Here is an 18,752-nt window from a genome sequence, read left to right as displayed (position 1 = left end):
TTTAACGAGCGGAGGCCCCCAATGGTTCCCGAAAATTTGCCGTTTTCTGTGGCGCGTTTGGCCTTGACTGGTTGGGGAAGTAGATTACCTAGGGCCTATCCCGCAGCCTTCCAGACATCGGCTACGGGGAACATTGGTGCCGGGCCCCTCTGGCGAGAGTTTTTACGGCGCTCTCGTGATGTCGGTACCGCCTGCAGCTCAGCCGGCGGATTTTTCATCGATGAAAAAGCTCACCATGCCTCGTCAGCATGCCCGTTGTGGTATGCCGCGTTTTTATAATACCTCCATCCCCTCCAAGCTTTGCGGCCGCGAGGTGCGGCCATGAACCAGTCCCAGACCAATAAATCCTCGCTCGGCTATTTCCGCTGGGCTTTCATCGTCACGGCCCTCGGGCTCATTCTCGGCGCCGTGCTCGGTTGGCAGACCACCGGCACGATCGGCGGCATGGCGACCGTCTTCTTCATCTGCACCGTGCTTGCGGTGCTGGAGATCTCGCTCTCCTTCGACAATGCCATCGTCAATGCCAACAAGCTGAAGGAGATGACGCCGGTCTGGCAGAAACGATTCCTCACCTGGGGCATCATCATTGCCGTCTTCGGCATGCGCATTGTCTTTCCGCTGGCGATCGTCGCCATCGCCGCACGCATCGGCCCCTGGGACGCTCTGGTGCTCGCCGCCCGCGAACCCGAGGAATATGCCCGCATCATGAACGATGCGCATCTGCCGATCGCAGCCTTCGGCGGCACCTTTCTGATGATGGTCGGCCTCAGCTATTTCTTCGACCAAGAGAAGACGATCCATTGGCTTCGCGGCCTGGAAAAGGTGATGGCGCGCTCGGCCACCATCAGGGGCATCGAAATCGCCTTCGTGCTGGCGCTGATGCTTGTATTCTCCTGGCTGATCGGCGGCGAGGACGCCAGCGTCTTCGTCCATTGCGCCATTTACGGCTTGCTCACCTTCCTCGCGGTCGAGGTCGTCGGCGAGTTACTCGATGCGTCGCAGCAGACGATGAGCGCAGCCGCCAAGGGCGGCCTCGGCGCCTTCGTCTATCTGGAGGTGCTGGATGCCAGCTTCTCCTTCGACGGCGTCATCGGCGCCTTCGCCTTGACGCAGAATCTCTTCGTCATCGCGATCGGCCTCGGCATCGGCGCGATGTATGTGCGCTCGATGACCATCATGCTGGTGGAGAAGGGAACGCTTGCAGAATACCGCTACCTCGAACATGGCGCCTTCTACGCCATCCTGATCCTCTCGGTGATCATGTATGCGCAGACCCTGGTGCACATTCCCGAGGTTATCACCGGCCTCGGCGGCGCGGTCTTGATCGGTCTGTCGCTCTGGTCGTCCATTCGCCACAACAGGCGCGAGAGGGCGGATGATCACGCCGACCGGCGGGAAGAACTGCACGCCTGACGTGGCAGGCGATGGAACGTCGCAACGCGCTTCAGCGTTGCGGCTATTGCTCCGACAAAAATAAAGCCCGCGACCATCCGGTTGCGGGCTGTTTCATTCGTGCATGCCTTGAAGGGCTTAGCGGATGATCTGACCGAAGGAAGCCGGGTCGATTCCAAGCTCCTTGAGGTCGCGGGCGCGCGGACGGCGACCGGCCTCGACAGCAGCGCTGACGGCATTGGCGGCGCTAAGCGCAGCGAATGCGCGGCCCAGGAAACCGGCGTGGACTGAATTGCGGATGGCGGACATTGTCCTGTTCCTCTTGCTCAATGATTGACCACTCATAGATGGCGGCGCGCCGGCGAATCGACAATGCACGGAAAATCACCGCAGCCATGCAAAAAGAAGCGGCCGGCGCATGTTTCCATGGCCGGCCTCCAGGCAGGGGTAAGGTTGTCTTTTTCTTCTAGTCTTCGTTTGCCGCCAGTTGCGACAGCACCTGGCCCCGACCGCGAATGCGCAGGATCAGCGGGATCAGGAAGGCAGCCGCCGCAACGATGAGCAGGCCTGCCGCGATCGGTGACATCACCAGCGTCGTCACGTCGCCTTGGCTGATCGCCAGCGCGCGGCGCAGCTGCTGCTCGGCCAGCGGCCCGAGGATCAGGCCGACGACGGCAGGCGCGATCGGATAGCCGAAGAGCCGCATCACATAGCCGAGCAGGCCGAAGGCGAGCAGCATGCCGAGTTCGAACACCGAAGGGTTGGCGCCGATCGTTCCGAGCGTCGCAAATAGCAGGATGCCGGCATAAAGCCACGGCTTCGGAATGGTCAGCAGCCGCACCCAGAGCCCGATCATCGGCAGGTTGAGGACGAGCAGCATCGCGTTGGCGATGAGCAGGCTGGCGATCAGACCCCAGACGAGCTGCGGATTGGTGGCAAACAGGAGCGGCCCCGGCTGCAGCCCGTATTGCTGGAAGCCGGCGAGCATGATCGCCGCCGTCGCCGTCGTCGGCAGGCCGAGGGTCAGGAGCGGCACCAGCGTGCCGGCGGCTGACGCATTGTTCGCCGCCTCTGGACCGGCCACGCCTTCGATCGCGCCATTGCCGAATTCTTCCGGGTTCTTGGCCAGCCGCTTTTCGGTCGAGTAGGACAGGAAGGTGCCGATTTCAGCGCCGCCCGCCGGCATCGCTCCGATCGGGAAACCGATCAGCGTGCCGCGCAGCCAGGGCTTCCAGGAGCGCGACCAGTCCTGTGCGTTCATCCAGAGCGAACCCTTGACCGCCTCTACTTGCTCCGCGGCGCGGTTGCCCTGCGCTGCGATATAGAGCGTCTCGCCGATCGCGAACATCGCCACTGCCAGCGTCGTCACTTCGACGCCGTCGAGCAGGTCGGGAATGCCGAAGGAAAGCCTGGCCTGGCCCGTCTGCTGGTCGATGCCGACCATGGCAAGGGCGAAACCGATGAACAGCGCGGTCAGTCCTCGCAGCGCCGAATCCCCAAAGGCGGAGGAGACGGTGACGAAGGCGAGCACCATCAGCGCGAAATATTCACGCGGCCCGAAGACCAGCGCCAGCTTGACGATATAGGGCGCGATGAAGGCGAGCCCGAGCGTCGCGATGAGGCCGGCGACGAAGGAGCCGATCGCCGCCGTCGCCAGTGCCGGTCCGCCGCGCCCGGCCCGCGCCATCTTGTTGCCCTCGAGCGCGGTGACGATCGAGGCGCTTTCACCCGGCGTGTTGAGCAGGATCGACGTCGTCGAACCGCCATACATGCCGCCGTAATAGATGCCGGCGAACATGATCAGCGAGCCGCCCGGATCGAGCTTGTAGGTGGCCGGCAACAGCAGCGCCACGGTGAGCGCCGGGCCGATGCCGGGCAAGACGCCGACGGCAGTGCCGAGCGTCACGCCGACCAGCGCATAAACCAGGTTCATCGGCTGCATCGCAACCAGGATACCCTGCCATAGGAATTCGAATGTGCTCATCTTGGTGTCCCAGGCGGCGTTCCCGTCCGTGCCTTCGCAATCGGTCGCCGCGAAAAATCAAAAGAGCTGACAGCACGTCCCGCGCAGTCAGAAGAACAGATGTTCGAGCGGGCCGGCCGGCAGCGTCAGCTGTAGGAGCTGCGAGAAGATCGCCCAGACGACGAAGCTGAAAACGATGCCGATCGGCAGCGAGATCCAGAGCTTGTGTTTGCCGAAGCCGCGTGCCGTCAACGCAAACAGAATACCGGTCGCAATCGAGAAGCCGGCAATGCGCAGAAGCAGCATCTGGCAGACAAGACCGGCGACGATCCAGATCACGGGCGCCACTTCTTGCTTGTCTCGTTCCGGGAACTCGCCGCGCCAGGCTTCGGCGACTGTCCAGACGCCAAGACAGAAAAGCCCGAACGCCACTACCTCCGGAACCGTTGCCGGACCGATGCGGGCATACTGTGCGATCGCCTTCAGATGCGTTGCATCCCAGGCCATCACACCCGCGATGGCGAAGAGGAAAACGGCAATGATGAACGCCGCCCGATCAGGGCGGCGCTCGGTTGCCGAGGAGGTCTTATCCTCGCTCATTGAACAAGTCCGATCTCTTTGAGAATGCCCTCGGTGGCGGAGACGTCCTTTTCGAGCTGCGCCTTGAAGGCATCCCCGGACAGATAGGTGTCGGCCCAGCCCTTGGTCTTCAGCGTTTCCTGCCAGGTGGCAGAGCCGTGCAGCTTCTCGAAGTCGGCGGTGATCTTGGCGACCTCGTCGTCCGACAGGCCAGGGGCTGCGGCGACCATGCGCCAGTTCTGGATGCTGACGTCGGTACCGGCTTCCTTCAGCGTCGGGGCATCGACGCCGTCGATACGCTTGTCGCTGGAGACGGCGAGGAGACGGAGCATGCCTGCTTTCACCTGCGATTCGAACTCGCTGTAGCTCGAAATGCCCGCTGTGACCTGGTTGCCGAGAATGGCTGCGAGCGCTTCACCGCCGCCGGAGAAGGCGACATAGTTGATCTTCGTCGGGTCGACGCCGGAAGCCTTGGCGATCAGGCCTGCGGTGATGTGATCGGTGCCGCCGGCCGAGCCGCCGCCCCAGGAAACCGAACCCGGATCCTTCTTCAGCGCCGCGACCAGATCGGCCATCGTCTTGATATCGGACGAGGCAGGAACGACGACGGCTTCATATTCGCCGGTCAGGCGGGCAATCGGCGTCACGTCCTTCAGCGTCACAGGCGACTTGTTGGTGAGGATGGCGCCGACCATGACGTAGCCGCCGACGATCAGCGAATTCGGATTGCCGGCGGCCTGGCTGCTGAACTGTGCAAGGCCGATGGTGCCGCCGGCGCCGGGAACGTTCTGGACCTGCACGTTGCCGGCGATCTTCTCCTGCTGCAGCGCAGCCTGCAGCGAACGGGCCGTCTGGTCCCAGCCGCCGCCGGGAGCGGCCGGCGCGATGATGGTGTAGTCGGCCGCATAGGCCGGCAGCGCGATGGCGGCTGCGAGAATGGTTGCGATGAACGTATGCTTCACGATGTGTCCTCCGTGGGCGGCTGAGCGAACCGCTTGTTATTCTCGAATGAATCGGGAGGGGGCCGGCCAATGGACGCAGTTGTCCTGAATGACGAGCGGAATGCCTCCCAAGGCTTCAATTCTCCGCCTCCACGGAGAAGAAGTAGCCAAAGCCACCACAACAACCTGTCATCTAGCTGACATCGGCAAGATATCCAGAAGGAGAAGCCGCTTTTTTGCCGTAATTGGGCTAGCAGCCCGCCGAGGTGTAGCAGGTATCGAGGTCATGAACCGGCCAAAGGCTGGCCTTCTTCACTGCGCCCGCAGAACCTCGTTCCAGTGCGCGATCAGCCGCGCACGCTTTACCTGGTCGAGATAGACCATCAGCCCGGGACTGACCGGCACCGGCCGAAGTTGGGCGCCGAGCAGTTCCTGCAAGGTATTGGCAGTGTTTTCCCCCGCCACCTCCGGGCTGACGGCCGGGATCTGCAGCTCGCGCGCCATGATCGTCTGGCCCACCTTCGACATGAAAAAGGCAAGATAGCGGCGCCCGAGTTCCGGCTCGGCCGCAGCCTGCGGCACCAGTCCGATGCGCGACATCACCACCGTGTAGTCCTTCGGCAGCACGATGCCGACATCGGGGTGCCGCGAAGCCCAGTCAGCGGCGTAGGAGCCGAGAATATTATAGCCGAGCACGAAACGCCCGTCGGCCACGCGTTCGAGAATTGCCGAGCTCGTCGAGTAAAGTTTGACGCCGGCCGCGCCCATCGCGCCGATCACCGACCAGATGTCGCCGAATTGCTCCTGGTCGCGCGCCATGAAGAGAAAGCCGACACCGGAGCGCTCGATATCGTAAGTGCTGATCCGGCCATAGACCACATTGCCCTTGCGCTTCAGATAGTCGACGAGTTCGGCCCGCGAGCTCGGCACCGGCTCGTGCGCGAAGCTCGGTTTGTGATAGACGAACACCGCCGGCTCGAAGGTCAGCGCATAGGCGGTATTGCGCCAATTCGCCCATTTCGGCCAGGCAGCACTCATCGGCAGATTGCTGACCTGCGCATAGCCGTCGTTGGAAAGCTTCACCTGCAAGTCCATCGCCGAGGAAAAGGCAAAATCCGCCGTTTTGCCGCCGGCATCCGTTTCCCTGACGATCCGGTCGTAGATTTCACCGGTCAGCATGTCCTCATATCTGACTGCGACATCAGGATTGGCCTCCTGGAACCCCCGGATTATCGGCTGTGCCAAGGGCTCGTCGAGCGAAGAATAGACCGTCAGCACCGGTGCGGCGACATCGCCCGACTTCGCCGGATAGAACGCTTGGTCGGCCAGGACGCAACCCGGCCAGAACGCCAGCAGCAAAATGAAAATACTCCTCATACCGCAACAATGCCCGAGCATGCCTGGAGGAGCAAGGGCGCCGGATTCGGACAGCGGCCGCGAGTGAATTGTCCCGACGCAAGTATTGGCATGGCGCAGCAATAGCGTAGTTACGAGCCTGGCGACACGTTTTAGCCATAAATGATTATGCTTTCATCTCGTCCTTCGCCCCTTTAGAGTATTGAAGAAGATTGGCGACGATATACGGTGCGCTGCCGCGTGAAAACGTCGAAGCCGTCCGAATTTTCTATTCGGGGGACGACTCTGCGCAACAAAAACTCTATAAAAAACTAGAATACTCCGGGTGATCCATGGGAGGGGTCATGGAACGACGACTGAGCGCTATTCTCGCTGCGGATGTCGTCGGCTACAGCCGACTGATGGGCATTGATGAGTCAGGCACCTTGCAGGCGCTGAACCGCCATCGCTGCGAGCTGGTTGACGTTCGTATTTCGGACTACAAGGGCCGGATCGTCAAACTCACCGGCGATGGCATCCTTGCCGAATTCCAGAGCGTGGTGAATGCCGTGGCCTGCGCCGCCGAAATACAGCGGAGCATGGCCGCCCGCAACGAGAACGTGCCGAAGGACGAGCGCGTTGAATTCCGCATCGGCATCAATCTCGGCGATGTCGTGGTCGAGAACGGCGACATTTTCGGCGACGGCGTCAATCTTGCCGCAAGGCTAGAGCGTATCGCAGCACCGGGCGGCATCGCCGTGTCGGCCTCCGTGCGCGACCAGATCGGCTCGCGCCTTAATCTCGGCTTCGAATTCATCGGCGAGCACATGCTGAAGAATATCAGGCAGCCCGTTCAGGTCTACACCGTCACTTTGGCGCCGCCCTCCTCCACCAGGCTGGTCGCTGAGAACCGCAATACCTGCTTCATTGCCGTGCTGCCCTTCACAAATATGAGCGGCGACGCCGATCAGGATTATTTTTCCGACGGCATCACCGAAGACATCATTACCGATCTCTCGAAGATCTCGAGCCTGCACGTCGTGCCGCGCAACACGATCTTTACCTACAAGGGCATATCGGTGAAGTTGAAGCGCCTCGCCCAGGAACTCGGTGTGCGCTATGTGCTCGAAGGAAGCGTGCGCATCTTCGACAAGCGCGTACGCATCTCCGGCCAGCTGATCGACACTGCCAATGGCGACCACCTCTGGGCCGAGCGTTACGACCGCGACCTCACCGACATCTTTGCCATCCAGGACGAGATCACACAGGCGATCGTCAGCCAGCTGAAGGTGCGCCTGCTGCCGGAGGAAAAGAAGGCGATCGCCAACGAACCGACGGCCAATGTCGAGGCCTACACCTATTACCTCAGGGGCCGCCAGCTCTCGCACAGCTGGACGAAATCCTACCTGCAACTCGCAAGACGCATGTTTTGCAAGGCGGTGGAACTCGATCCTGATTATGCCCGGGCTTATGCCGGCATCGCCGATTGCGACGCTGCGATCCGCGACTGGGCGCCCGACGATGTGCCGCTGAGGCGCCTCCTCGACATGAGCGCCCGGGCTCTTCAGCTCGATCCCGATCTTCCCGAGGCCCATGCCTCGCATGGCTTGGCCCTGCATCAGAGCGGCCTCGATGATCGGGCGGCGGCCGCCTTCGAACGTGCCCTCACGCTCGACCCGAACCTCTTCGAGGCGAATTTTCATTACGCCCGTTTCTTCTTCATGCGCGGCAACTTTGCCGAATCCGTTCAATATTTCACCCGCGCCGCTGAAATCCGCCCTGACGACTACGTCTCGCCGATCCATCTGATGTCGGCCTATCGCTCGCTCGGCCGTCCGGTGGATACAGAAAACTGGGCACGACTCGGCCTGCTGCGCGCCGAACGTGCGCTCAATCTCAATCCCGAAAACTCCGGCCCGGCCCATCGCGGCGCGCTGGCGCTTGCCCATCTCGGCGATGCGACGCGGGCCCGCGACTGGGCCGCCCGTGCGATCGCCATCGATCCCGACGACATTGTCGCCCAGTATAATCTTGCCTGCGTCTATTCCGTCCTCGGCGATACCGACCAAGCAATCGACCTGCTCGAGAAGCTGCTGCCGCACAGCTCCGTCTATCACATCAAATGGTTCAACAATGATTCCGACCTCGACAACATCCGCGACGATCCGCGCTTCCGGAAATTGTTGGCGATCGCAATGACGGAACGTGAACGGATCGAGAGGACCGGGAGCTGAAACCTCGTCCCCGGCCATTCATCGAATTTTGAAAATCGCTATGACATCGCTCCGCCACCTCTGTAATCTCCTTTGAAAACAGAGGGAACATTCGTGCGCATCCTGCTCACAGAAGACAATATCGCGTTGGCCGACGGTCTGTCGGCGATCCTGCGCGGCACCGGCCATGCCGTCGATGTCGTCCACGACGGCGCATCCGCCAATGCGGTTATCGCGGCGGAAAATTTCGACCTGGTCATACTCGACCTCAACCTGCCCGAAATGGACGGGCTCGACGTGCTGCGCGCCATGCGCGCCCGGCAGAACCAGGCAGCCGTACTGATCCTGACGGCGCGCGGCACGCCGGAAGAGCGGGTGAAGGGTCTCGATCTCGGTGCCGACGATTATCTGATCAAACCCTTCGATATTGCCGAGTTCGAGGCCCGCGTACGCGTGCTGCTGCGCCGCCAGGCCGGGCTGCGTTCGGCGACCGTCGGTTTCGGCGGCATTTCTTTCGACCTTAATTCCCGCACCTTTTCATCAGGCGACACTCCTCTTGATATTCCCGCCCGCGAACTCGGCTTGCTCGAAATCCTCTTCATGCGGGCCGGCAAGGTCGTGGCCAAGGAGGCGATCATCCAGTCGCTGACAGCCTTCGACGACGACATTTCCGCAAACGCGATCGAGCAATATGTCAGCCGGCTGAGGAAACGCCTCTCGCCGCACGGCCTGACGGTCAAGACCGCCCGCGGCATCGGCTACTATCTCGACAAGCTGCCCGAAGCCTCATGAAAGCCGCCTATTCCCTCAGGCGGCGGCTGCTCTTCTGGCTGCTCATCTCGACCGCCGTCATCGGCACGCTGGCACTCGCCGATACCTATCGCGAGGCGGTCCAGACGTCGAATATCGTCTCCGACCGCGTGCTCGCCGGCTCTGCTCTCGCAATTGCCGAACGCGTCGTCGTCGCCGAAGACGGGACATTGCAGGTCGACATTCCCTATGTCGCCCTTGAAATGCTGACCTCGGCGGCTCAGGACCGGGTCTTCTACCGCGTTGACGGCCCTCCGGGTCAATTCATCACCGGCTATCAATCCCTGCCGGTCCTCAAGAAGACGCCCGGCAATGCCGCCGCCTTTGCCGACGACAGCTTCCGCGGCGAGCCCATCCGCATCGCCACCCTCGAGCGCTCGGCCTCGACGGGCATCCGCTCCGTGCCGTTCGTCGTGACCGTCGCCGAAACCACCATCGCCCGCCGGCAGTTGACGCAGGCGATTCTCGTGCGTTCGGCGCTGCGTCTCGCCTTCATGATCCTGGGCGCGGCGGTCATCGTCTGGATATCGGTCACGGTGGCGCTCCGCCCGCTCTACAAGCTCGGCGACGCCATCGGCGAGCGCAGTCCTGACGATCTGCATCCGATCGAACAAACCGTGCCGAGCGAGGTCGAGCCGCTGGTCGATACGGTGAACTCTTTCATGGTCCGCCTGCAGTCGGCCCTCGATGCGCTGCGCCATTTCACCGGCAATGCCAGCCATCAGCTGCGCACGCCCTTAGCGATCATCCGCACCCAGCTTGCCCTTTCCGCCCGCGCCGGCTCGCTTGATGAAGCCCAGGCGGCGGCGCTGAAGGGAGACCAGGCCGTGGCGCATGCCGAACGCATCCTCGCTCAGCTTCTCTTGATGGCGAAGATCGACGCCGCCACGGCCAAGGAGGCGCTGACCGCCTCCGCCATCGACCTTGCCGCAATCGCTCAGGAAATCACCGGCGAGCAGATCCCGGCGGCCGCCGTCGCCGGCATCGATCTCGGCTTCGAGGGCGAAAGCCCGGCCATGGTCCGCGCCGAGCCGCTGCTGATCGGCGAGATGCTGCGCAACCTCGCCGGCAACGCCATCGCCTATGCCGGCAAGGGGGCTGAGGTCACCGTCCGCATCATCGCAGCCGCCGACACGGTTCGCCTCGAAGTCGAGGACAATGGTCCCGGTATTCCCAGCGAGAAGCTGGAGGCGGTTCGCCGGCGCTTTTCGCGCGGCAATGATTCCGGCGCGCCCGGCGCCGGCCTCGGCCTGCCGATCGTCGAAGAAATCGCCAATCTTTTCAACGCCGCCCTGACGCTGGAGCCGGGTGCGGGCGGCAAGGGCCTGAAGGCGGCGGTCACCTTCGCCAAGGCGGGGTAAAAGCCGCCGAGTCCTGGGCGCCCTTGCTTTCTTTCGCTGCATTGCACACACTGGTTTCGGGAACAGCAAGCCGCACAACGATGCGCGCCGGATAAAAAGAGCAATATGTCGATCAAAGCCAGCATCTATCACCTGACGCACTATACCTACGACAAACCGGTCCGCCTCGGCCCACAGATCATCCGGTTGAAACCGGCCTCGCATTCGAAGACACGCGTGCTCAGCCACTCGCTGAAGGTCACGCCCGCCAACCACTTCATCAACCTGCAGCAGGACCCCTACGGCAACTACCTCGCCCGCTACGTCTTCCCCGACCCCGTGACCGAGTTCAAGATCGAGGTCGACCTAGTTGCCGACATGACGGTCTATAATCCCTTCGACTTCTTCGTCGAGGAGGAGGCGACCAGGTGGCCGTTCGACTATCCTGAAACGATTCGCGAGGATCTGTCGATCTACATGACGCCGGAACCGGCCGGTCCGCGCCTGAAAGCGCTGCTGCCGACGCTCGACTGGTCGCCGGGCCAGCCAACGATCGATATGGTCGTCGGTCTGAATGCCCGCCTGCAGCGGCAGATCGGCTATGTCATCCGCCTGGAAACCGGCGTGCAGACGCCGGAAGAGACGCTGGAAAGCGCCAAGGGCTCCTGCCGTGACACCAGCTGGCTGCTCGTCCAGATCCTGCGCCACCTCGGCCTTGCCGCCCGCTTCGTCTCCGGTTACCTCATCCAGCTGACCCCGGATCTGAAGGCGCTCGACGGCCCTTCCGGCACCGAAGTCGATTTCACCGACCTGCATGCCTGGGCCGAGGTCTATCTGCCCGGTGCCGGCTGGGTCGGCCTCGATCCGACCTCCGGCCTTCTGACCGGCGAAAGCCATATCCCACTTGCAGCAACGCCGCATTACCGCAACGCCGCCCCGATTTCCGGCGGCTATTTCGGCGAGGCCGAAACCGCATTCGCCTTCGATATGAAGGTCTCGCGCGTCGCCGAACATCCGCGCATCACCAAGCCCTTCTCCGATGAAAGCTGGGATGAGCTCAACGAACTCGGCGAGAAAGTCGACCGTGTCCTCGAAGCCGAGGATGTGCATCTGACGATGGGCGGCGAGCCGACCTTCGTCTCGATCGACGATTTCCAGTCCGAGGAATGGAACACCGCCGCCGTCGGCCCGGCCAAGCGCGAAAAAGCCGACAGCCTGATCCGCAGGCTGCAGGAACGCTTCGCCCCCGGCGGCTTCCTGCATTACGGCCAGGGCAAATGGTATCCGGGTGAAAGCCTGCCGCGCTGGACCTTCTCGCTCTACTGGCGCCGCGACGGCAAACCGGTCTGGCAGAACCTCGATCTGGTCGCCGCCGAGGGCAAGGACACCGGCGTCACCGCAGAGGATGCCGAGAAGTTTCTGACGGCCATCGCAAAAGAATTGGCGATCAAGCCTGACATGGTGCAGCCGGCCTATGAGGATCCGGCCGACTGGATCATCAAGGAGGGCAACCTCCCCGAAAACGTCGATCCGGCGAATTCGAAGCTGAAGGATCCCGAGGAGCGCAACCGTATCGCCCGGGTGTTTGCCCGCGGCCTGACCGTCCCCACAGGTTACGTCCTTCCGGTCCAGGCATGGAACGCCAGGGCGGCTGAAAGCCGTGTGTGGATCAGCGAGAGATGGAACACCCGCCGCGGCAGGATCTTCCTCGTTCCAGGCGACAGTCCGATCGGCTATCGTCTGCCGCTCGGCACCCTGCCCTATGTGCCCCCGGCGCGTTATCCCTATATCTATCCCGCCGATCCGACGATCCCGCGTGAACCGCTGCCGGACGTTTTTGTACCGGCCGGTCGGGCCATGCCGGAAGCCTCCTTCCAAGCAGGCGAGAGCAATCGCAGCCGGATCGAACAGACGCTCGGCGACATCGCCGGCGCCGTGCGCACCGCTATGTCGGTCGAACCGCGCGACGGCAGGCTCTGCGTCTTCATGCCGCCGGTCGAACGCATCGAGGATTATCTTGAGCTGATCGCCGCGGCCGAAAACGCCGCCGCCGAACTGAAGCTTCCGGTCCATATCGAAGGTTACCCGCCGCCGCAGGACGAGCGCATCAATGTCATCCGCGTCGCTCCCGATCCCGGCGTCATCGAGGTCAATATCCATCCGGCCTCGAACTGGAAGGAATGCGTCGATATCACCACGGCGATCTACGAGGAGGCGCGCGCCACCCGGCTCGGCGCCGATAAGTTCATGATCGACGGTCGTCATACCGGGACAGGCGGCGGCAACCATGTCGTCGTCGGCAGCGCCAATCCGAACAACAGCCCCTTCCTGCGCCGTCCCGATCTCTTGAAGAGCGTCGTCCTCCATTGGCAGCGCCACCCCTCGCTCTCCTACCTCTTCTCCGGCATGTTCATCGGCCCGACCAGCCAGGCGCCGCGCATCGATGAAGCCCGTCACGACAGCCTCTACGAGCTGGAAATCGCCATGGCGCAGATCGCCGCGCCCGGCCGCGGCCAGCCACCGCTGCCCTGGCTCGTCGACCGGCTATTCCGCAATCTCTTGACCGACGTCACCGGCAACACCCACCGCGCCGAGATCTGCATCGACAAGCTGTTTTCGCCCGACGGCCCGACCGGCAGGTTGGGTCTCATCGAGTTCCGCGGCTTCGAGATGCCGCCGAACGCACGCATGTCGCTTGCCCAGCAGTTGCTGGTGCGCGCGCTGATCGCCCGCTTCTGGGTCAACCCGGTCGACGGCAAGTTCGTCCGCTGGGGCACGACCCTGCACGACCGTTTCATGCTGCCGCATTTCGTCTGGGCCGATTTCCTCGACGTGCTTGCCGACCTTCGCCAAAACGGTTTCGACGTCAGCCCGGAATGGTTCAAGGCCCAGCTCGAATTTCGCTTCCCCTTCTGCGGCGAAGTCGAATACGAGGGCTCGAAGCTGGAACTGCGCCAGGCGCTGGAACCCTGGCACGTCATGGGTGAGCAAGGCGCGATCGGCGGCACGGTACGCTATGTCGATTCGTCCGTCGAACGCCTGCAGCTACGCTTCGAAACCAGCAATACCGCGCGCTACACCGTCACCTGCAACGGCCGCGTCCTGCCGCTGACGCCGACCGGCACGTCGGGCGTATCGGTCGCCGGCGTCCGCTATAAGGCATGGCAGCCGGCCTCCGGCTTGCATCCGGTGTTGCCGATCAACACACCTTTGACTTTTGACATTTATGATACATGGTCGAAGCGTTCGATTGGCGGCTGCATCTATCATGTTGCCCATCCGGGCGGCCGGACCTATGACACCTTCCCGGTCAACGGCAACGAGGCGGAAGCAAGGCGGCTCGCCCGCTTCGAGCCGTGGGGGCATACGGCGGGCGGGTTTATTCCGCGCGCCGAGACGGGTTCGCCTGAATTCCCGCTGACGCTGGATCTGAGGCGGCCCGCCGGCATTTGAGGCCCCGGGGTAAAGGCCGAGGGTGAGGTTGGGTTTTGATGGGTAAGAGACCGGCAGCGGAGCGCAGGGAAGAGGCTGGAGATCGCATCGGCAAGGATGCGGCCTTCGACTATGCGACGCTTCCTGGCTCCGCCGACGAAATGGTCGACAATAAGGGCGCGGTCCGCCCCGTCTGGCAGCGTTTCCTCTCGCATCTCGGCGCAATGCCGGAAAAGGATCTCGCCGAGCGTTTCGCCCGCGCCGACCGCTATCTCAGGGATGCCGGCGTCTTCTATCGCGCCTATGGCAGCAAGGGCACCGGCGAACGGGCCTGGCCGATCTCGCATATTCCCGTGCTGATCGATGAACGCGAATGGCAGGCGCTGTCGGCGGGCCTTGTCCAGCGCGCCGACCTGCTGGAGGCGATCATTGCCGATATCTACGGCGAGAACCGGCTGGTGGAGGAAGGATTCCTGCCGCCGGCGCTGATCGCCGCCAATCCTGAATATCAGCGCCCGCTGGCCGGCATCCGGCCGGCATCCGGCCACTATCTTCACTTCTGCGCCTTCGAGATCGGCCGCGGGCCTGACGGCAACTGGTGGGTGCTGGCAGACCGCACCCAGGCTCCCTCCGGCGCGGGCTTTGCGCTTGAAAACCGCGTCGCGACGACCCGGGCCTTCTCGGATGTCTACGCCGAAACGCCCGTCCACCGCCTCGCCTCCTTCTTCGGCGCCTTCCGTGATGCGCTGCAGGACATGAAACATTCGGGCGACGACCGCATCGCAGTGTTGACGCCAGGCCCGGCCAACGAGACCTATTACGAACACGCCTACATTGCCCGCTATCTCGGCTTCATGCTGCTCGAGGGTGAGGATCTCGCTGTCGTCAAGGGCCGCGTCATGGTGCGCACTGTCGCCGGCCTGAAGCCGATCGGCGTGCTCTGGCGCCGCCTCGATTCAGCCTTTGCCGACCCGCTGGAGCTGAACCAGAATTCACATATCGGCACGCCCGGTCTGGTAGAGGCGCTGCGCGCTGAAAGCGTCACCATCGTCAACGCGCTCGGAACGGGGATTCTGGAAACCCGGGCGCTTCTAGCCTTCATGCCGACCATCTGCCGGCATTTGCTGGGGCAGGATCTGAAACTGCCGTCGATCGCCACCTGGTGGTGCGGCCAGAAGGAAGAGCGCGAGCAGGTCGCCAAGAATATCGAGAAAATGGTGATCGGCCCGGCCTATTCCCGTGCGCCCTTCTTCGACGACAACGGCGAATCCGTGCTCGGCTCGTCGCTGCGGGCGACCGCCAAAGATTCCATCGCCGACTGGCTGAATTCGGACGGCCCGAAGCTGGTCGGCCAGGAAGTCGTCACGCTGTCGACGACGCCCGCCTGGGTGAATGGCAAACTCGTGCCGCGGCCGATGTCGCTGCGCGTTTTCGCTGCCCGCACGGCAAACGGCTGGCAGATCATGCCCGGCGGTTTTGCCCGCATCGGCTCCGGCGCCGACGTCTCGGCGATCGCCATGCAGTCTGGCGGTGCAGCTGCCGACGTCTGGATCGTCAGCGACAAGCCGGTCGAGCGCCACACGCTGCTGCCGGCAGAAGGCAGCTTCACCCGCAACATGCCTGGCAGCCTGCCGAGCCGGGCGGCCGACAACCTGTTCTGGCTCGGCCGCTACATCGAACGTGCCGAAGGGGCGCTGCGCATCCTGCGCGCCTGGCATGCGCGTTTTGCCGAAGCCGCCGATCCGGGCCAGCCGCTGCTCGCCGACGTCTCCGCCTATCTCGCGGCCGTCGACATCGATACCGCCGAGCCCGTGCCCGAAAGGCTCCTGCGCAACATCGACAGCGCCGTCTATTCGGCGAGCAACATCCGCGACCGCTTCTCGCCCGATGGTTGGCTCGCCCTCAACGATCTCGCCAAGACCGCCCGCCGCTTTCACGCCACCGTCACTGCCGGCGATGACGCCAGTCATGCGATGACAATTCTCTTGCGCAAGCTCGCCGGCTTTGCCGGCCTCGTGCACGAAAACATGTACCGCTTCATGGGCTGGCGTTTTCTCTCGCTCGGCCGCTATATCGAGCGCGGCCTGCACATGACGCGCCTGCTCGGCCACATGTCCGGACCAGAAGCACCCGACGGCGCGCTGGACATGCTGCTGGAGATCGGCGACAGCGTCATGACCCATCGCCGCCGCTACAACGTCAACACCGCGCGGCTGACCGTCACCGACCTGTTGGCGCTCGACCCTCTCAACCCCCGCTCAGTCCTCTTCCAGGTGAACGAGATCCATCATGAGGTCGAGCAATTGCCGAACGCCCTGATCAATGGGCAGATGTCGCCCTTCTACCGCGAGGCGATGCGGCTTCATTCCGGTCTGGCGGTGATGACGCCCGAGGGCATGGGGGTCGAGGTCTACCAGCGGCTCGAACGCGAGTTGGAGCAGCTTTCGGATCTGCTCGCCCAGACCTATCTCGGGTGACGGCAGTGCTTTACGATCTCTCGCTCCGCATGGGTTACAGCTACGACGTGCCGGCCTCCGGCGCTCGCCATATCATGCGCCTGATGCCGTTGTCGCTCGCCAACCGGCAACGCCTGGTCGCCGGCTCGATCACCGTCTCGCCGACGCCGGACGAGCAGTCGCATTTCGTCGACTTCTTTCAACACCCCGCCACCTCCTTCATGCTGCGGACGGCGCATGAGACGCTCGACATTCGCATGCAGGCCCGTGTGCAGGTCGAAAGCCAGCCGATCGCCGCCGATTTCTCGCCGCTGCTTGCCGGGCTGCCGGAGGAAATATCAGGCGTCTGGTCACTGGCGCCGGATTCACCGCATCACTTTCTCGGCGACAGCCCGCGCCTGACCCAGGCCCGCGAGATTGGCGATTATGCACGAAGCTGCGTCACGCCCCGGCTGACAGTCGTGCAGATCGCCCATGCGCTCTGCGCCCGCATCAATAAGGATTTCACTTACGATTCCGACGCGACGACGGTGGACACGACCCCGCTCGAAGCGTTCAGGCTGAAGCGCGGCGTCTGCCAGGATTTCACCCACGTCATGATTCTGGCGCTCAGAAGCCTCGGCATCCCGGCCGGTTACGTCTCCGGCTTCCTGCGTACCATTCCACCGCCCGGCAAGGAACGGCTGGAAGGAGCAGATGCGATGCATGCCTGGGTGCGGGCCTGGTGCGGCGAGACGATCGGCTGGATCGAGCTCGACCCGACCAACGACATCCCTGCCGGCACGGATCATATCGTCGTCGCCTATGGCCGGGACTATTCCGACGTGGTTCCCGTTATCGGCGTTTTGAAAAGCTACGGCGGTCAACGTGCCGTTCAGGCGGTCGACGTAATCCCGCTGAAATGATCCCAAAACTGGAAAAATCAGCCGATTCGTTAAAAGTCTATTGACGCCGTAAGGGCGGCGTAAAGAAGCAGCGTGCGTAAATCACCTCACAGGGTTTCCAGTTGGGTGAACATGATGAGCACCTCCATTTTGCATCCCTGCCTGCGTCGCATGTTCAGCGATCGAGGCGGTAATTTCGGTATCATGACGGCGATCTTGGCGCCGGTTCTTCTCGGCGCTGCCGGCATGGCGATCCAGGTCGGTGATATGCTCCTCTCGAAACAGCAATTGCAGGAGGCGGCCGACTCAGCCGCGCTTGCGACCGCCACCGCACTGGCGAATGGCACGATCCAAACGTCTGGCGCCGAAGCCTTCGCCCGGAATTTCGTCGCGGGGCAGATGGCGAATTATCTGCAGAGCGGTGCCGACATCAAGAGCACGACGAGCGTCAATGTCCAAACGACGACTTCGGGCAAATCGACATCCTACCAAGTGACGGTTTCGCCGAGTTACGACCTCACGGTCAACCCACTCATGCAGGCGGTCGGCTTCAGCACGCAACACCTCTCGGCTTCCGGCACCACTGTTGGCGGCCATTCGCAGACCCAGGGCTCCATCTCGATGTATCTGGCGCTCGATAAATCGGGATCGATGGGAGAGGATACCGCGACAGTTAACGAGGAAGATCCGACGGAATCGTACACCTATGACTGCAATCCTCATTTGAACAAGCACGGCAAGACCATTCACGACACCTGCACGGGCAGCCGCACGAACTACTATACGAAAATAGAGGCGCTGAAGATCGCCGCCGGCAATCTCTTCGGCCAGTTGAGCAGCGCCGATCCCAACGCCCAATACGTACGCACTGGCGCAGTCTCTTACGATATCGTTCAATATACACCCAGTAGTCTCGCCTGGGGGACTGCCGGTGTATCGAGCTACGTCAATGCGCTTCAGTCAGGAGGCGGCACCAATTCGAGCGGCGCGATGAGCACGGCCTATTCATCCCTGACGGCAAAAAATGCCGCGGGGAACGATGCCGAGGACGCCGCCCATAAGCTGAAGACTGGCCAAATACCCAAAAAGTACATCGTCTTCATGACAGACGGAGACAACAACAACGATAGCAGCGGCGGCCGTTCATATGACACCCTGACCAAGGCAACATGTGACACGGCGAAGTCCAAGGGCATCGAAATCTATACGATTGCCTTTATGGCACCCGCTGGCGGACAGACGCTGCTGCATTATTGCGCCTCCGACGACTCCCATTATTTCCAAGCTGAAAAAATGGAAGACCTCCTTGCCGCCTTTAAGGCGATCGGTGCGAAAGCCTCCGCTCAGCTGACACGTCTGACGAACTGAGCATACCGCCACGAAAAAGGGGCAAAGGAAAGCCGCGCC

At 62.6% G+C, this 18,752-nt stretch carries 13 protein-coding genes; 8 read left to right on the top strand and 5 right to left on the bottom strand.

Annotated features, from left to right (window positions below; genetic code table 11):
• Positions 1-321 precede the first annotated feature (321 nt).
• Positions 322-1,413: a DUF475 domain-containing protein gene (locus HJC00_RS06845; RefSeq protein ID WP_221154538.1), complete on the top strand. Its 1,092-nt coding sequence runs from the start codon at positions 322-324 to the stop codon at positions 1,411-1,413.
• 117 nt (positions 1,414-1,530) lie between these two features.
• Here HJC00_RS06845 and HJC00_RS06840 read toward each other — a convergent pair whose 3' ends face one another.
• From HJC00_RS06840 to HJC00_RS06820, 5 genes are all read right to left on the bottom strand, one after another.
• The gene (locus tag HJC00_RS06840; protein ID WP_221163797.1) at positions 1,531-1,701 is read right to left on the bottom strand and encodes a hypothetical protein; all 171 of its coding nucleotides are present in this window, start codon (positions 1,699-1,701) and stop codon (positions 1,531-1,533) included.
• A 157-nt stretch (positions 1,702-1,858) separates the two neighbouring features.
• On the bottom strand, positions 1,859-3,376 hold the full coding sequence (locus tag HJC00_RS06835) for a tripartite tricarboxylate transporter permease (protein WP_210629842.1): 1,518 nt from the start codon (positions 3,374-3,376) through the stop codon (positions 1,859-1,861).
• Positions 3,377-3,463: 87 nt separating this feature from the next.
• Entirely contained in the window at positions 3,464-3,955 is a 492-nt protein-coding gene (locus HJC00_RS06830) for a tripartite tricarboxylate transporter TctB family protein (protein ID WP_210629841.1), read from the bottom strand.
• On the bottom strand, positions 3,952-4,896 hold the full coding sequence (locus HJC00_RS06825; protein WP_210629840.1) for a tripartite tricarboxylate transporter substrate binding protein: 945 nt from the start codon (positions 4,894-4,896) through the stop codon (positions 3,952-3,954). Before HJC00_RS06825 ends, HJC00_RS06830 begins: the two co-directional genes overlap by 4 nt.
• Positions 4,897-5,187: 291 nt before the next feature.
• Entirely contained in the window at positions 5,188-6,234 is a 1,047-nt protein-coding gene (locus HJC00_RS06820; protein ID WP_210629839.1) for an ABC transporter substrate-binding protein, read from the bottom strand.
• A 341-nt stretch (positions 6,235-6,575) separates the two neighbouring features.
• Between HJC00_RS06820 and HJC00_RS06815 the strand changes: the two genes are divergently transcribed.
• The 7 genes from HJC00_RS06815 to HJC00_RS06785 all read left to right on the top strand — a co-directional run bounded on the left by HJC00_RS06815 (position 6,576) and on the right by HJC00_RS06785 (position 18,713).
• Positions 6,576-8,444: a TPR end-of-group domain-containing protein gene (locus HJC00_RS06815; protein ID WP_210629838.1), complete on the top strand. Its 1,869-nt coding sequence runs from the start codon at positions 6,576-6,578 to the stop codon at positions 8,442-8,444.
• Between the two features lie 93 nt (positions 8,445-8,537).
• Entirely contained in the window at positions 8,538-9,215 is a 678-nt protein-coding gene (locus tag HJC00_RS06810; RefSeq protein WP_020922268.1) for a response regulator transcription factor, read from the top strand.
• A complete protein-coding gene (locus HJC00_RS06805; protein WP_210629837.1) occupies positions 9,212-10,594 on the top strand; it encodes a sensor histidine kinase in 1,383 nt (460 codons plus the stop codon). The genes HJC00_RS06810 and HJC00_RS06805 overlap by 4 nt, the downstream gene beginning before the upstream one ends.
• A 105-nt stretch (positions 10,595-10,699) precedes the next feature.
• Positions 10,700-14,026: a DUF2126 domain-containing protein gene (locus tag HJC00_RS06800; protein WP_221154531.1), complete on the top strand. Its 3,327-nt coding sequence runs from the start codon at positions 10,700-10,702 to the stop codon at positions 14,024-14,026.
• Between the two features lie 38 nt (positions 14,027-14,064).
• Complete coding sequence (locus HJC00_RS06795) at positions 14,065-16,482, top strand: circularly permuted type 2 ATP-grasp protein (RefSeq protein WP_210629835.1); 2,418 nt, start codon at positions 14,065-14,067, stop codon at positions 16,480-16,482.
• Positions 16,479-17,366: a transglutaminase family protein gene (locus HJC00_RS06790; RefSeq protein WP_210629834.1), complete on the top strand. Its 888-nt coding sequence runs from the start codon at positions 16,479-16,481 to the stop codon at positions 17,364-17,366. The genes HJC00_RS06795 and HJC00_RS06790 overlap by 4 nt, the downstream gene beginning before the upstream one ends.
• 114 nt (positions 17,367-17,480) lie before the next feature.
• Complete coding sequence (locus HJC00_RS06785) at positions 17,481-18,713, top strand: TadE/TadG family type IV pilus assembly protein (RefSeq protein ID WP_221163796.1); 1,233 nt, start codon at positions 17,481-17,483, stop codon at positions 18,711-18,713.
• Positions 18,714-18,752: the final 39 nt, after the last annotated feature.

This window comes from Rhizobium sp. NLR22b (genome assembly GCF_019685295.1).
Taxonomy (GTDB): domain Bacteria; phylum Pseudomonadota; class Alphaproteobacteria; order Rhizobiales; family Rhizobiaceae; genus Rhizobium.
This window is presented reverse-complemented; position numbering and strand designations above follow the sequence as displayed.

Bases quoted from the DNA above. Each gene is read 5' to 3' on its own strand.
- HJC00_RS06845 (WP_221154538.1), top strand. From the start codon at position 322: ATGAACCAGTCCCAGACCAATAAATCCTCGCTCGGCTATTTCCGCTGG.
- HJC00_RS06840 (WP_221163797.1), bottom strand. From the start codon at position 1,701: ATGTCCGCCATCCGCAATTCAGTCCACGCCGGTTTCCTGGGCCGCGCA.
- HJC00_RS06835 (WP_210629842.1), bottom strand. From the start codon at position 3,376: ATGAGCACATTCGAATTCCTATGGCAGGGTATCCTGGTTGCGATGCAG.
- HJC00_RS06830 (WP_210629841.1), bottom strand. From the start codon at position 3,955: ATGAGCGAGGATAAGACCTCCTCGGCAACCGAGCGCCGCCCTGATCGG.
- HJC00_RS06815 (WP_210629838.1), top strand. From the start codon at position 6,576: ATGGAACGACGACTGAGCGCTATTCTCGCTGCGGATGTCGTCGGCTAC.
- HJC00_RS06805 (WP_210629837.1), top strand. From the start codon at position 9,212: ATGAAAGCCGCCTATTCCCTCAGGCGGCGGCTGCTCTTCTGGCTGCTC.
- HJC00_RS06800 (WP_221154531.1), top strand. From the start codon at position 10,700: ATGTCGATCAAAGCCAGCATCTATCACCTGACGCACTATACCTACGAC.
- HJC00_RS06795 (WP_210629835.1), top strand. From the start codon at position 14,065: ATGGGTAAGAGACCGGCAGCGGAGCGCAGGGAAGAGGCTGGAGATCGC.
- HJC00_RS06785 (WP_221163796.1), top strand. From the start codon at position 17,481: ATGAGCACCTCCATTTTGCATCCCTGCCTGCGTCGCATGTTCAGCGAT.